12 protein-coding genes are annotated in these 13,818 nt (G+C 48.0%); 6 read left to right on the forward strand and 6 right to left on the reverse strand.

Translation table 11 applies throughout. From position 1 onward, the window contains the following. Nucleotides 1-95: 95 nt before the first annotated feature. The 6 genes from GCE9029_RS06275 to cydH all read right to left on the reverse strand — a co-directional run bounded on the left by GCE9029_RS06275 (nucleotide 96) and on the right by cydH (nucleotide 6,028). On the reverse strand, nucleotides 96-1,493 hold the full coding sequence (locus GCE9029_RS06275; RefSeq protein WP_062661800.1) for a peptide MFS transporter: 1,398 nt from the start codon (nucleotides 1,491-1,493) through the stop codon (nucleotides 96-98). Nucleotides 1,494-1,740: 247 nt separating this feature from the next. Then, complete coding sequence (emrD, locus tag GCE9029_RS06280; RefSeq protein WP_062661802.1) at nucleotides 1,741-2,943, reverse strand: multidrug efflux MFS transporter EmrD; 1,203 nt, start codon at nucleotides 2,941-2,943, stop codon at nucleotides 1,741-1,743. A 315-nt stretch (nucleotides 2,944-3,258) separates the two neighbouring features. Then, nucleotides 3,259-3,858 (reverse strand): GTP cyclohydrolase II, encoded by a 600-nt coding sequence (locus tag GCE9029_RS06285; RefSeq protein WP_062661804.1) that lies wholly within the window; start codon nucleotides 3,856-3,858, stop codon nucleotides 3,259-3,261. 184 nt (nucleotides 3,859-4,042) lie between these two features. After that, nucleotides 4,043-4,600 carry a sugar O-acetyltransferase gene (locus tag GCE9029_RS06290; RefSeq protein WP_062661806.1) on the reverse strand — a complete coding sequence of 186 codons (558 nt, stop codon included), beginning with the start codon at nucleotides 4,598-4,600 and terminating at the stop codon, nucleotides 4,043-4,045. A 35-nt stretch (nucleotides 4,601-4,635) separates the two neighbouring features. Beyond that, a complete protein-coding gene (locus GCE9029_RS06295) occupies nucleotides 4,636-5,850 on the reverse strand; it encodes a patatin-like phospholipase family protein (protein ID WP_062661808.1) in 1,215 nt (404 codons plus the stop codon). An 85-nt stretch (nucleotides 5,851-5,935) separates the two neighbouring features. Continuing rightward, a complete protein-coding gene (gene cydH, locus GCE9029_RS26300) occupies nucleotides 5,936-6,028 on the reverse strand; it encodes a cytochrome bd-I oxidase subunit CydH (protein WP_157487777.1) in 93 nt (30 codons plus the stop codon). Nucleotides 6,029-6,954: 926 nt separating this feature from the next. On the opposite strand from cydH, the gene GCE9029_RS06300 reads away from it, so the two are divergent. The 6 genes from GCE9029_RS06300 (at nucleotide 6,955) to ugpB (ending at nucleotide 13,785) form a co-directional block, all read left to right on the forward strand. Further along, nucleotides 6,955-8,460 carry a sodium-dependent transporter gene (locus GCE9029_RS06300; RefSeq protein WP_062661811.1) on the forward strand — a complete coding sequence of 502 codons (1,506 nt, stop codon included), beginning with the start codon at nucleotides 6,955-6,957 and terminating at the stop codon, nucleotides 8,458-8,460. Then, a complete protein-coding gene (locus GCE9029_RS26305; RefSeq protein ID WP_152442386.1) occupies nucleotides 8,457-8,555 on the forward strand; it encodes a MetS family NSS transporter small subunit in 99 nt (32 codons plus the stop codon). Before GCE9029_RS06300 ends, GCE9029_RS26305 begins: the two co-directional genes overlap by 4 nt. Before the next feature lie 177 nt (nucleotides 8,556-8,732). Beyond that, on the forward strand, nucleotides 8,733-9,455 hold the full coding sequence (locus GCE9029_RS06305; protein WP_062661813.1) for a response regulator: 723 nt from the start codon (nucleotides 8,733-8,735) through the stop codon (nucleotides 9,453-9,455). Next, nucleotides 9,445-10,887, forward strand: coding sequence for an ATP-binding protein (locus tag GCE9029_RS06310; protein ID WP_062661815.1), 1,443 nt, complete (start codon nucleotides 9,445-9,447; stop codon nucleotides 10,885-10,887). Before GCE9029_RS06305 ends, GCE9029_RS06310 begins: the two co-directional genes overlap by 11 nt. A gap of 3 nt (nucleotides 10,888-10,890) precedes the next feature. Continuing rightward, nucleotides 10,891-12,144, forward strand: coding sequence for an ABC transporter substrate-binding protein (locus tag GCE9029_RS06315; RefSeq protein ID WP_062661823.1), 1,254 nt, complete (start codon nucleotides 10,891-10,893; stop codon nucleotides 12,142-12,144). 336 nt (nucleotides 12,145-12,480) lie between these two features. Then, on the forward strand, nucleotides 12,481-13,785 hold the full coding sequence (ugpB, locus tag GCE9029_RS06320) for a sn-glycerol-3-phosphate ABC transporter substrate-binding protein UgpB (protein ID WP_062661825.1): 1,305 nt from the start codon (nucleotides 12,481-12,483) through the stop codon (nucleotides 13,783-13,785). The last annotated feature ends 33 nt before the right edge of the window (nucleotides 13,786-13,818 follow it).

Raw genomic sequence — 13,818 nt, forward strand, 5'->3', positions numbered from 1 at the left:
GCCGTATGTGACGTTTTCACAGGGCTGTACGGCGATATCAACAGAAAAGCCATCGACCGATGGCTTTTCCAGACATGCTATTGGCTTAGTTAATATTAGGCCGCGACAACAGGCTTTTCTGTCAGGCTTTCGTCAGAATCCTGTTTGTTTCCTTCTGCACCATGCATCCAATCAACCAACTTGGTTGAACATAGGATTAGAAGCAGGCCAGCAATCGCTGAAGTGACGGCAATACCACCGAAGATAGCCAGTGGGCCAGCATCGCCAACATGGCTGCCAATAAAGCCTGCCACATAGTTTGCTACTGCGTTGGCACAGAACCAGGTACCCATCATCACAGACATCAGACGCAGAGGTGCCAGCTTAGTAATCAGAGAAAGTCCGATAGGCGATAAACACAGCTCACCCAATGTGTGGAAGAAATAGGCCCCAACCAACCACCACATAGAAGCCTTTACAGCCATATCCCCACCCTGCTGCATTGCTGCACCTACCATGCAGACAAAGCCCAGGGACAAGAAGCCCATTGCCATTGCAAACTTAATCGGAGAACTTGGCTCGTTCGCACCAAGGCGACGCCAGAACACCGCCAGCAATGGCGCAAGAATGATGATGAACATCGGATTCAATGACTGGAACCAGGCTGCTGGCACCTCAAAGCTACCCAGCATACGATTGGTGTATTCCTGCGAATAGATGTTCATCAGACCACCCGCTTGCTCAAAGCCCGCCCAGAAAATGATCACAAACAGGCTCATCACCACGATCACCTTCAAACGGTCGCGTTCCACCTTGGTTAATGGTTGTTTCCCGTTCGTGCCGGTTTTATTCATGTGTGCTTTTGCCGCTGGTTCAATGCCGATGCTGCCAAGAACACGGTTCGCAAACACCAGTTGAATCACCAGCGACATCAGCATGCCGACACCCGCACACAGGAAACCTGCTTTCCAGCCGTAATGCATGGAAGCCGTACCGGCAATAATGCCTGCCAGCAATGAACCCAGGTTGATGCCCATGTAGAAAATGGTAAACGCACCGTCACGGCGGTTGTCACCTTCGTTGTAAAGGTGTCCTACCATGGTGGAAATGTTTGGCTTAAACAGACCGTTACCGATAATCAGAAACGCCAGACCGACGTAGAATGCCTGAAGTTCAAACGGGTCGATAAAGCTATTTGGCAATGCCAGTGTAAACTGACCAATTGCCATGAGCGCACCACCCACTATGATTGAGCGTCGTTGGCCAAGGAAATTATCAGCAATCCAGCCGCCAAGAACAGGCGTCAGGTAAACAAGTCCGGTATAAATACCGTAGAGGTTCAGCGCGTCTTGTGTCGTCCATCCGAGACCGCCGTTAATGGTTTTATCTGTGAGGTAAAGCACCAGGATGGCGCGCATTGCATAGAAGGAGAAGCGTTCCCACAGCTCTGTGCCACAGAGGAGGAACAGACCGCGAGGATGACCCAGCCATTCGGACTGTCTGCTTGCATTCATTGTGTGTTTACCGCCTTTATCATTATTAAAGCGGGAGTTTCTAGGTCCTCCTTTTCCTTTCCGACTCCGCTACAGGCGGTACACATTGCACCAATTTGAACCCTGTCGCAAATAATTAATGCACAAAATTTTCAATTTCAAACTTACCTTGATCTCTATCAGGCACAACCAAAATAGAAAAAGGCAGGAGATACTGTTGGATTTCCTGCCTTTATTTGTTGAATCACCTGTATTTTGAGATTTACAGTTAGGCTGTAACTGGCGCGTCTGGTGCCATTTTGTGGCGACGACACAGGAGCAGACCAAGACCTGAAACCACAGCCATTGCCAATAAAATTGCACCGAGTGAGAATTGGTCGTTCACGTTCATTTGAGCAGCCAGCAAGGTAAACAGACCCGCAGCCATATTCTGAACGCCACCCATTACTGCACCGGCTGTCCCTGCATGACGGGGAAACGGAGAAATCGCACCGGTTGTCGCTGCGGGGAACAGAACACCAGCCCCCATAAAGTAAATGAATGCACCACCAATCAGTGTTTCAATGGTCACAGTGACAAAGTAGCCAGGAATCACCACGGTCAACGCACCTGCCAGTAGGATCACCGACCCAACAAAGAGCGATTTACCCGAAGACAAACGTTGTTCAATCGCACTGGAGAGCCATGATCCAACCATAAACCCTGGCAATGGAAGCACAAACAACAGGCTGACCATGGTTGCGCTCAGACCTAGCGTGCTTCCAAGCAAGACGCCAGCTGCCGCTTCAAATACTGAGATACCAGAGAATACGGCAATCAGGCAGATCAGGTAGCCCTGAAACTGTCGATTACTCATCACATGGTGATAACTTTTGATCACTGAGTCGTTGCGACGCGATTCAGGCGGCAGTGTTTCCTGAAAGTACAACGACATGACTAAGCACACCACCGCTGCCAAGACAAGCAAAAATCCGTAACTCGCCTGCCAGCCAAAATAGGTGCTCAGCAAACCACCAATCACAGGTGCCATCAGCGGCGAGAAAATCAGACCAATGCTGACCAGACTGTTCGCTTTGTGAAGGCGGCTACCATCAAAGCAGTCACGCGTCAGCGTACGTGCCATTGCACCGCCACAACCAATACCTGCCCCCTGAATCACGCTGCCTAGCAGGAAAACGCTAAAACTCGGAGCCATGAGTGTCACGATGGTACCCACAAGATAAATCGCCAAACCAATAAGAATGATGGGTTTACGCCCAAAGCGATCAGACAGTGGACCATAGATAAACTGGGAAAGACCGTATGGAATAAGGTAACACGCCATCACAGCCTGCAGCCAAGCTGGCGGTACAGCAAAACTTTCAGCCATCATGGCCATTGAAGGCACATACATGGTCTGCGTCATCTGACCTACGGCAGCCAGAATGATAATCATGAGTAAAATTTTGGATAAAGGCGTTGCCGAAGACATCACCAGCACTCCCGGAAGCAAGTAATTACTGAGAATCTTTTATGCGAGGAAGTGGACGATAAAAGGGAAATTTAACGCTTTCGTTGAATAGTACGCCACCACCTCTAATTTTTCGCAGAGTTTAGTGTCGTAAGGGGCTTCAAACAACTAATTAAACGTCATTCAAGCACGATAAGAAATCATAGAAAGGATTAGTTAATCTAATGCGAAGTTGCAACCATTGATTTGCCTGATTATTCGCCAACTAAGAATAGATCTTCAAGATCAAAAAAGCAGCGACAATGCGCTGCTTTTACCCCATCACCTGCCAGGGAATCAATCAATGGTCAGCTTATGCTTACCATGTGAAACTTTGGCTTTCAGGTACATTTCATTGCCATCTTTAATATGGGCTTGTGTACCAACGACATCTTCTAACTCGATGCCGTGCTCCTGAATCTCACGGATTTTCTTCGGGTTGTTGGTGATGAGGCGAATGGTATTCACTTCCAGTGCTTTCAGCATGTCAGCAGCGTCTTCAAACGTACGCAAATCATCTGGGAATCCGAGGTGGTTATTCGCCTCGTAAGTGTTCATGCCTTCGCTCTGGAGTTTGTACGCATCCAACTTGTTGTAAAGACCAATGCCGCGGCCTTCCTGGCGAAGATAGAGAATGATCCCGCCTTCTTCGCCCATTTTCTGGATGGTTTCTTCCAGCTGTTCGCCGCAATCACAGCGAGAGGAGTGGAATACATCGCCTGTTAGGCATTCTGAATGCATTCGAACCAGTGGAGCTCCCTGCTGCTGGTCTGCACATTTGAAGATAATAGCGACGTGCTCTTTATCTGAGCCCAAACCTTCGAACGAAAGTATTTCTGCAGGAATCTTGCTACCTACACCCACGTTCAATGGGACTCTTGCTCTAATTTTTGCCATCGACTGCAATTCTCTTTTTCATTCGACAATGCCGAATTGTACTGCCCTGTATACCCGGATTGAGCCGCTAAGTGTCTGAGCGCCGGATACATATCAACATCGTCGTAGTGAAATTGTTATAATATAACAATTCTAACGCTGTGGCGGGCAATCGTAACAGAACTCTGATAACACTGCCAACCCATCAACGGAGGCGTCGAACCACGGCTGCTGGGTTTCCGGACACAACGGAGAACGGTTCTATGTCACCCTCCACCACGGACCCTGCTTCGATAACAACACCTTCGCCTATCGATACGCCCGCTTTGATGACACTGTTGCCACCAATGACGACGTTGTTGCCAATAATTATAGGCAAAGAAATTTCCAATTCGCCATCAAGCACTTCCAGCGGTAGAAGACTCTGGGTAATGGTGTAGATCCCTACCCCGGGTCCAATAAGCACGTTATTTCCTATCTCTACGTGTCCGCTATCGATGATGGTGCAATTGGGTCCAAACGCAACATTGTTGCCCACATTGACGTTCATTCCGTATGAGCAGGTAAAAGGCGCTTCAACCACCACCCCCTTTCCGCGAATCGCAAAAAGCTTGGTAATGACCATTTCATGGGCATCGACATCGGCAGGATCGATGCTATTAAATTGCTGGCACAGTCGGCGAGAGGCATAACGGAATTGGGTAAGCTCGGGATCAGCAGGACTGTATGGCATTCCCTGCTGCATTTTCTCGAATTCAGTCAATCTTTCTTCCTTGAAATCATTGTGATTTTTTAAAGTTAGCTCTTTACGGTCGATACGTCACTCAGCATTGTCGCATACTCATCAACGAAACGGCGTCCTGCCACAAGACCACCCTGATAGTCATGCTCAAGCTGGAAGGGTTTGCTGAGTAAAGCGCTGCTTGATAATGGTTGGTGGGGCGCAAGTTGGATTAGATCCGTTCTCACTGGCGGATGCGACATAAACTCAATGGCATCCTGATACGTTTGAAAATGTCGTGTCAGCATTTCCAACATATCCGCATTCAGTTTGTGTCCAGACAGGGCATGAAGGCGGTATATTGAATCGCCACCAAACAACCAGCGTCCTCCGTTCTGATTCTTCTGCTGCATCATCCCTCTAAGCTTATGCCAAAGCGGCTCAGGGGTTTTCTCGCGGTAACGCTCCCTAATTTCTTCTAAACGATGGGAGAGCTGATGATGAAACTCTGAGAGCTTCTCCATGCGGTCATCAATATTGAGTCTTGCCAGGTAATCCGGGAGACGCTTTTCCATGCGCCCACGAAAATTTTCCACCAAGACCGAACTCATTGGCGCTTTGTCTTCGGTTACCGGCTCAGTGCGAATCACGACAATGATATCTGCCCCCCGATTAAAAGCTTCTCGGGCAGGAATCGCTCCTGTAACACCGCCATCTACATAAAACTGCTCCCCAATGCCAATAGCAGAAGGATAAAGCATAGGAATGGCGCAAGTCGCTTTCATCACATTCAACCAATCATCTTGAAACATGCGAAAGAAGTGTGGCTCCAAGGTGTGGCTATTGGTCGCACAGGCGAAAGCAGCCCTATTGGTCAATGTCTCCCGTGCTTTCTCAACACGCAGCCCTTCTGGATGATCTGGCCCTGCCATATCAAGCGCCCAGTCCAAATCCATAAATTGCTGACGACGCACGTATCTCATTAAGTTAAAGAAACGATCATGAGTGGTGTACTCAGTGATGAAATGATGCCCGAAGCCCCGCTGACGGGTGATATAAGAAGCAAGGTTAAGCGCGCCGGCTGAAGTGCCAATGTAGAGTTCAAATGGATCGAATCCAGCGTCAAGGAAGCTATCTAGTACACCTGATGTGAAAACACCACGTTGCCCTCCGCCTTGGGCAACGAGAGCGATGCGTTTTTTGCGTCCTTTAGCTTGGAAACGCGCAGAAACTGTTGAAACGCTTTCTGATGGGAAAGACGCTGTAGAGTCAGTGTCTTTTGGGCTCTGCACAAGCACCTCTTGGTGTAATCAATGAATTAGCGTTATTTTACGCTTGCTCACTTACACAGAGCCAATGTTTTTATACAACTGAGCGCTATGAAAAGACGATAGCTACAGTCGCGAAAGTAATGATGCCACTCAGTGCGCAGAAAGCAGTGATTAAAGCGAATTTTAAGTTAGTGTCCATTTTACGGCTCCTTGCGATAACACTCACGTTACATATTCATAATGTAGAGACGTTACCACCGCAAGCCTGAATATTCAGTTTCCAATCTAAGATCGTTTAGCTGACGATCCAAATGTTTCATTTTGTGACACAAAGCAAAACCCCTACTCATCGGCGGTCAGCAGAATCTTATACTGATAAGAAAGCGATTTCTCGAAAAGCTTCCTTTCAAGTTCCATACACAATAATTCATGAATAAACATGCGATATCTTGATAGTATTTGCCATATTTATGGTTAGTTAATGAACTTTAGCTGGACTTAAGCAGCTAACAATTCATTAACCACCATTTTCGATCAAGACGTAGATTAACCTGATGTTTTTGAGCAATATTTAGACTTCTTGAAATGACTAACAATCTGTATCTCCAAGCCTATTTAAAACTAGAACACCAAAATCAGTGATCTTAATAGATACTTTTTCTTCCATTTATCGTGCTTATTCGAACTTGTACGCACTTTTGTTTATTTTTCACTCAAACGAACAAAAATAACACTTCACAACTTTCTGCTAACAGATCAAATATCAATAGACCAATCCACTGGTAATGGTTTATTAACAATTAGAAACACACCACTAACAGCAGTTAATTTGGGATCATCACAATGAATACAGTACAAACGTAAGAGATTTTCGCTATTGATTTAGGTATTACCAACGCTTAATCTGCCATTAACCTCACAGGCAGAAGATTGTTTTGCTTAAGTGACGGGAAAAATTCCAAACACAACATGGTTGACTTAGCACCCGCAACCACGCGCTTCCAGAACAGCAACAAAAACACTCAAATCTGTTCAATTAGATAGCTGCTGATAACACAGTGCAGACTACAAGCTGTTGTCTGATCACATAAAAAGGACGGGTGCTATCAACAACAAGGAGAAGTTATGACTAGAGAAGTCTGGGGCTCTCGCGCAGGATTTATCCTGGCGGCAGTGGGCTCCGCAATCGGCTTGGGGAACATCTGGCGTTTCCCATATATGGCTTACGAAAACGGCGGCGGCGCATTTTTTGTTCCTTACCTCTTCGCAATGCTGACCGCAGGTATCCCTTTCATGATCATGGAGTTTGGCCTTGGCCATAAACTTCGTGGTTCTGCGCCGGTTGTCTTTTCAAAACTGAACACCAAGTTCGAATGGCTGGGTTGGTTCCAGGTAGGTATCGCAGCTGTTATCGCGGTTTACTACGTGGCTGTTATCGGTTGGGCAATGTCTTACGTTGGTTTTGCATTTGATCAAAGCTGGGGTACAGACACCAACGCATTCTTCTTCAGCGAATACCTGAAACTGGGTGAGAATTCACCAAGTAATCTGGGTAGCTGGCAGCTTCACATCGCAATCCCTATGACAATCGCATGGGCGATCACCTTTGCAGCCGTATTTACTGGCATCAAAGGCGGTATCGAGCGCGCGAACAAGATCTTGATGCCAGTACTTTTCATCATGGTTCTGTTGCTGATTGCACGTGTTGCGTTCCTGCCAGGTGCTGTTGAAGGTCTGAACTACCTGTTCACCCCTGATTTCAGCAAACTGACTGACGCGAAAGTTTGGTCTGCAGCTTACGGCCAGATCTTCTTCACCTTGTCTGTTGGTTTCGCCATCATGCTGGCTTACTCGAGCTACCTGCCGAAGAAGTCTGACGTCACGAACAATGCGTTTATGACCGTTCTTATCAACTGTGGTTTCTCGATTCTGGCGGGTGTACTTATCTTCTCTATCTTGGGCTACATGGCACAAGAGCAAGGTAAAGCAGTAACGGAAGTGGTTAGCGGTGGTGTTGGCCTAGCCTTCATTACACTGCCACAGGCCATCAACCTGCTGCCAGCACCATACATCATTGGTCCACTGTTGTTCCTTGCACTGGTTGTTGCAGGTCTGAGCTCACACATCTCTATCATTGAAGCCGTGACATCAGCCATCATCGACAAGCTGAACATCAGCCGTAAAGTCGCCGCTTCTGTAGTTTGTGGTACTGGTTTCGCGGTTTCTATGGCGTTCGCAACCAACGGCGGTCTGTTGCTGCTGGATCTGGTTGACTACTTCATGAACAACGTCGCTCTGCTGGCAAGCTGTCTGATTGAGCTGGTTATCTTGGGCTGGTTGATCAAAGTATCTGATATCCGTGACCACGTGAACAAAGTCTCTGAGTTCTCTGTAGGCGCTTGGCTGGAAGTGTGCGTGCGTTTCGTAAGCCCACTGATGCTGGCTTGGATCGTCGGTACCAACCTGGTTAACACGTTCAAAGAAGGTTACGGCGGCTACGAGCAAAGCGACCTGCTGATGCTGGGCTGGGGCCTGACTGCAGCACTGGTTATCGTCGGTATTATCGTCAACATCGTATCTCGTCCTGCTAAGGATTCAGCAGAAGATGACGCACAGGAGGCAAACGCATGACAACAGGCGCAATCATTATGATGCTGATTGGTTTCGGCATTACCTGGGGCGGCGCAGCATACTGCATCAGCCGCGCAATGAACTCGGATAAATAATCCGAACTCAGAAAAATGAAGAACCCCGGCCATTGCCGGGGTTCTTTTTTGTTCATTTAGCCATTTGTTTGATCCCATGCACCCTATTTGAACAACATGCGCTAGAAAGAGGACTTATTCTCTAAGATAATAACAAGTTGTTTAAGTAGTCGTAGAAGTATAAGGGGAAGGCCTTTCATGGTTAATCAGAAGCGGATCCTGGTGGTGGATGACGATTTAGAAATCCGAGAACTGCTTCAAGAGTATCTGTCTAAAGCCGGATATGATGTGACGACCGCTCAAAACGGGCAGGAAATGAAAGCCAAGCTGGCTGTTCAGTATCCCGATCTGATCCTCCTCGATATCATGTTACCCGGAGATGATGGCTTTACCCTGTGTAAATATGTCCGTCAGGATTCGAGTGTACCCATCATTATGCTGACCGCAGTATCAGACGAAACAGACCAAATTATCGGCCTGGAACTTGGCGCAGACGACTATATTGCGAAGCCATTCAGCCCTCGCCAATTGGTTGCCCGTATCCGTGCCCTGCTCCGCCGCACACAGCAATTACAGGAAACCACCATGTCGAAGCCGAAAGGCATTCGCTTTGCGCAGTGGCGTTTGGATCCTGTCACCCAACGGTTAAACCATCAGGTAACAGGTCAGGAAGTAGAAATGACTTCCGCTGACTTTGCCCTTTTAATGCTGTTTATTGAAAATCCAAATTCTCTGATGGACAGAAATGCGATTTCTAACGCGACCCGCGGCCGTGATGCACAACCTCAAGAACGTGGCATTGATGTTCAGGTCAGTCGCTTGCGCCAACGTTTGAAGGACAATGGCCGCCAGTCCACCATCATCAAAACCGTTCGTGGCAACGGCTATATGTTCGTCGCAGACATCACCTATGAGTCTTAATTTAAAATCCTATTTCTGGCCGCGTTCTCTGCTTTCGCGGACGCTGCTACTCACCGTTTTATCGGTAATCCTTGCACAAAGTGTTGCCAGTTTCTTCTGGTATACTCAGTCTAAGGAACGTGAAGTAGAAGGTTTGAAGTCTGCATCAGAAAGTATGGCGCAGATGTTTGCCTCCACCACGACCTTTTTCCAGTCATTGCCGCTTGAATACCGTCATATTGCCCTCGACCAACTTCGCAATATGGGTGGTGCGCGATTCTTTGTCTCATTCAACACCGAAGAAATACGGATTACGCCAATACCGGAAACCCGTTCGAAACTGGAAGCCATTAGCACCATCGAAAGCGTACTCAAAAAAGAGCTACCTAACGTTGACCAAATCAAAGTGGACTTCTCGCGCCCTGAGACTTTACGGGTGTTGAACAACAGTTTGTTGCTGTCTGACCTTCCGAAGTCCTGGGCGCATCACACGCTGAGCTTGGAACCCCTAAATCCGCCGATTCTGGTTGTGCAAATAGAACTCACTGAAGAGCAATGGGTATACATAGCTGCGATCCTGCCCGCTCCGTATGTGACTTTGGAAAATGATTTGATTAACGCGGATCAAGTCGTCTTCCTGTTTGCTATTACCACGCTGCTTCTGGTCTTTACCTTTACGCTGATCCGCAATCAAACCCGTCCATTGAAGCGGCTGGCAAGGGCAGCAAACCGACTGAGCACCGATATCGAACAGCCAGAATTGGTCGAAGAAGGTGCCAGTGAAATTACAACGGTAACCCGAGCTTTTAACCTGATGCAGAAACGCCTTCAGCGTTACATGCATGACAGGGAAAAACTGTTTGGTTCTATCTCCCACGATTTGAAGACGCCAATCACCCGTTTACGTCTTCGTGCTGAGTTGATTGACGATGAAATTCAGGCCACCAAGATCAACAAAGACCTTGATGAACTTGAGATCATGGTAAAAGGCGCTCTCCAGACGGTGAAAGACACTGACATTCATGAGAACGTAACGGCGCTTGATGTCGTGCAAATTCTGAACACTATCGCCGAGGTACATAACCAGCAACGGTTGAGGGTAAACATTACCGGCGAACAGCTGCGTCCATTTTACTGTAAGCCTTTGGCCTTCAAGCGCTGCCTGACTAACCTCATCGACAACGGTGTAAAATACGGCGATGAGGTTATGGTTTATGTTCATGATGGCGAGAAGTCTCTCGATATCACTCTCATGGACAATGGCCCGGGCGTTCCTGACGAGTTCCTCAAAAAGGTTTTTGACCCTTATTTTCGACTCCATACAGATTTGCACGGTACCGGCCTCGGCTTAGGTATCGCAAAAAATATCATTCGCGCACATGGTGGTGAAATCATTCTTTCCAACCGCAAGGAAGGCGGTCTGCAAATCGACATTGCTTTCCCCAGGACCTGAATTATGAAGAGATTTTCGCCCCTGATTTTGGCATTCGGCCTCGCTTTTTCTGCTCAGGCAAGTGACGGCAATGATGTAGAAGTTCTCCACTGGTGGACAAGTGGCGGCGAAGCCCGCTCCGTCGACACACTTAAAGAGATGATGAAACGAGAAGGTCATGTGTGGCGTGACTTTGCTGTCGCAGGCCGTGCTGGCGAAAGTGCTATCAACACCCTTCGCATTCGTGCTCTATCAGGCAATCCTCCCGATGCTGCGCAAATCAAGGGCCCTGAAATTCAGGAGTGGGGAAAGCTGGGTTTTCTTGCCAGCGTCGATGATGTCGCCAAGGAACAACGTTGGAACGAACTGGTTCCCCGCCGCGTCAGCGATTACCTGAAGGTAGATGGCCACTATGTCGCAGTGCCTTTTAACATTCACCGCGTCAACTGGTTGTGGGCCAATGCTGATGTTCTGAATAAAGTTGGAGTGCAGCCACCGCAAACACTCGACGAGTTCTTTTCTGTTGCTGAGAAAATTAAAGCTGCAGGCTATATCCCACTGGCACTTGGCAATGAGCCGTGGCAGGAAACCACACTTTTTGAGCTGATCGCACTCGCTGTGATGGGCACAGATGAATTCCACAAAGCCTTTATTGAACAGGACAGCGACGCGCTGACCAGTAACAAAATGCGCGAGACCCTTGAGGTTTTTCGCCGCATGAAGCAATACACAGACATTGATTCGCCGGGGCGCAACTGGAGCGACACCACGTCTTTAGTGATCGATGGAAAAGCGGCGATGCAAATGATGGGTGACTGGGCAAAAGGCGAATTTCTGGCCGCAGGAAAGCAGGCTGGTAAGGATTTCCTTTGTATTCCCGCTCCGGGCACTGCTAATCAGTTTTCTTTCAACATCGACAGCTTTGTTTTCTTCAAAAATGGCGCAACGCAGACCACAGAATCCCAGAAGATGCTGGCAAAATTAATTCTCGACCCAAACTTCCAGCGAGAATTTAATCTCAGTAAGGGCTCCATCCCAGTGCGTGTCGATATCGATATGGCAGGTTTTGACGCCTGTGCACAAGACTCCATGCAAGCATTTTTGCGCGCCGCGGCCACCGACAATCTGGTTGCCAGCCTGTCACACAACATGGCGATTGGCCGTGCGTCCCAAATTGCGCTGTTTGATGTGATCAGCCGCTTCTTCAACGACGACAATGTCGACATTGACGAAACCATGCGACACATTCGCGCAGCCGTTTTGGCTGATCGACTGTAACAACGCCTCCTTCATACTCCACTTTTCTATTCGTGCCCCTTATCAAAGGGGCACCATTCAAAAGCTGTTGATATAACTAACCTGCTCACACTACACACTTTCGACACCGAAACTTAATCTCTTTGTCAAATCAGACATCTACTCTTTGCGACGCGTTCTAAGTTGGCGGGAACTCACACATTTTATTTGCGAGTAAAGACACGCAAACTAGGCGATGCTATAACAAAACCGTAACATAACGCTCATATGCTCTAACCTCCCGCTCGAACGAGCAAACACACTTTCGAAATGGAAAGCCGATACGGCAATAGAAGTTCGTCAGACAAGGAGTAAACCATGAAGCTAGGTCAATTAGCAGCACTAACCTCTGTATCACTGCTGCTGGCATCCCCATCTTACGCGGCAACAGAAATCGAGTGGTGGCACGCGATGGGTGGCAATCTCGGTGAGAAAGTGAACGAGATTGCAGATAAGTTTAATGCAAGCCAAAGCGATTACGTTGTTAAGCCTGTTTACAAAGGCAATTACACGGAAACAATGACAGGTGCTGTTGCTGCATTCCGCGCAAAGCAGCAACCGGAAATCGTGCAGGTTTTTGAAGTTGGTACTGCCACCATGATGGGCGCAAAAGGCGCTATCTATCCGGTTTACCAACTCATGGAAGACACCAAAACAGAATTCGACCCAGCAGCCTACCTGGCATCTGTTACCGGTTACTACACAGATAGTGACGGCAACATGCTGTCTATGCCATTTAACAGTTCCACTCCGGTGCTTTACTACAACAAAGACCTGTTTGCTAAAGCAGGTGTAGAGCCACCTAAAACGTGGGAAGAAATGGACGCCGTAGCGGACAAGCTTCTGGCTAACGGTGCAAAATGTGGTTTCACTACAGGCTGGCAGTCCTGGACACAAATCGAGAACTTCGGTGCGCGCCACAATGCACCTATCGCTACTGCTAATAATGGTTTCGACAGCACTGATGCCAAGCTGCTGATCAACGATAAAATCTTCGTTGATCACATCGCTCAACTGGCAGAATGGCAAAAAGACGGCACCTTTAAATACGGCGGTCGCCGTTCAGACAGTGCGCCACTGTTCTATAGCGGTGAGTGTGCAATGTACATTAACTCTTCAGCGTCTTACGCGGGCATTAAAGGCAACGTGAAAGACTTTGAGTTTGGTGTGTCACCATTGCCTTACTACTCCTCGAAGATCAAAACTCCACAGAACTCTATCATCGGCGGTGCAACCCTGTGGGTTCTGCAAGGTCATGACAAGAAAGACTACGACGGTGTCGCTAAGTTCTTCAAATTCATGTCCAGCGCAGAAAACCAAGCTGACTGGCACCAGTTCACTGGATACCTGCCAATTACTCACGCAGCGTACGATCTGAGTAAGAAACAAGGTTTCTACAACGAAAACCCAGGGACTGACGTGGCGATTGTTCAGATGACTTCTGTTGAGCCAACGCCAGCTTCCAAAGGTATCCGTCTCGGCAACTTTGTTCAGATCCGTGACGTGATCAACGAAGAGCTGGAAAACGTTTGGTCTGGCGAATCCTCTGCACAAGATGCAATGGATAAAGTCGTTAAGCGTGGTAACGCGCTGTTGGCGAAGTTCGCAAAAGCAAACAAGTAATACGTTCATCGTAATAACGGGGGGAGACATCCC

Origin of the sequence: Grimontia celer (assembly GCF_900055185.1) — a bacterium.
Lineage (GTDB): Bacteria > Pseudomonadota > Gammaproteobacteria > Enterobacterales > Vibrionaceae > Enterovibrio > Enterovibrio celer.

What these genes read in the sequence shown, in the direction of transcription:
- GCE9029_RS06275 (WP_062661800.1), bottom strand. Translation starts at nt 1,493, where the DNA reads ATGAATGCAAGCAGACAGTCCGAATGGCTGGGTCATCCTCGCGGTCTG.
- emrD (WP_062661802.1), bottom strand. Translation starts at nt 2,943, where the DNA reads ATGTCTTCGGCAACGCCTTTATCCAAAATTTTACTCATGATTATCATT.
- GCE9029_RS06285 (WP_062661804.1), bottom strand. Translation starts at nt 3,858, where the DNA reads ATGGCAAAAATTAGAGCAAGAGTCCCATTGAACGTGGGTGTAGGTAGC.
- cydH (WP_157487777.1), bottom strand. Translation starts at nt 6,028, where the DNA reads ATGGACACTAACTTAAAATTCGCTTTAATCACTGCTTTCTGCGCACTG.
- GCE9029_RS06300 (WP_062661811.1), top strand. Translation starts at nt 6,955, where the DNA reads ATGACTAGAGAAGTCTGGGGCTCTCGCGCAGGATTTATCCTGGCGGCA.
- GCE9029_RS26305 (WP_152442386.1), top strand. Translation starts at nt 8,457, where the DNA reads ATGACAACAGGCGCAATCATTATGATGCTGATTGGTTTCGGCATTACC.
- GCE9029_RS06305 (WP_062661813.1), top strand. Translation starts at nt 8,733, where the DNA reads ATGGTTAATCAGAAGCGGATCCTGGTGGTGGATGACGATTTAGAAATC.
- GCE9029_RS06310 (WP_062661815.1), top strand. Translation starts at nt 9,445, where the DNA reads ATGAGTCTTAATTTAAAATCCTATTTCTGGCCGCGTTCTCTGCTTTCG.
- GCE9029_RS06315 (WP_062661823.1), top strand. Translation starts at nt 10,891, where the DNA reads ATGAAGAGATTTTCGCCCCTGATTTTGGCATTCGGCCTCGCTTTTTCT.
- ugpB (WP_062661825.1), top strand. Translation starts at nt 12,481, where the DNA reads ATGAAGCTAGGTCAATTAGCAGCACTAACCTCTGTATCACTGCTGCTG.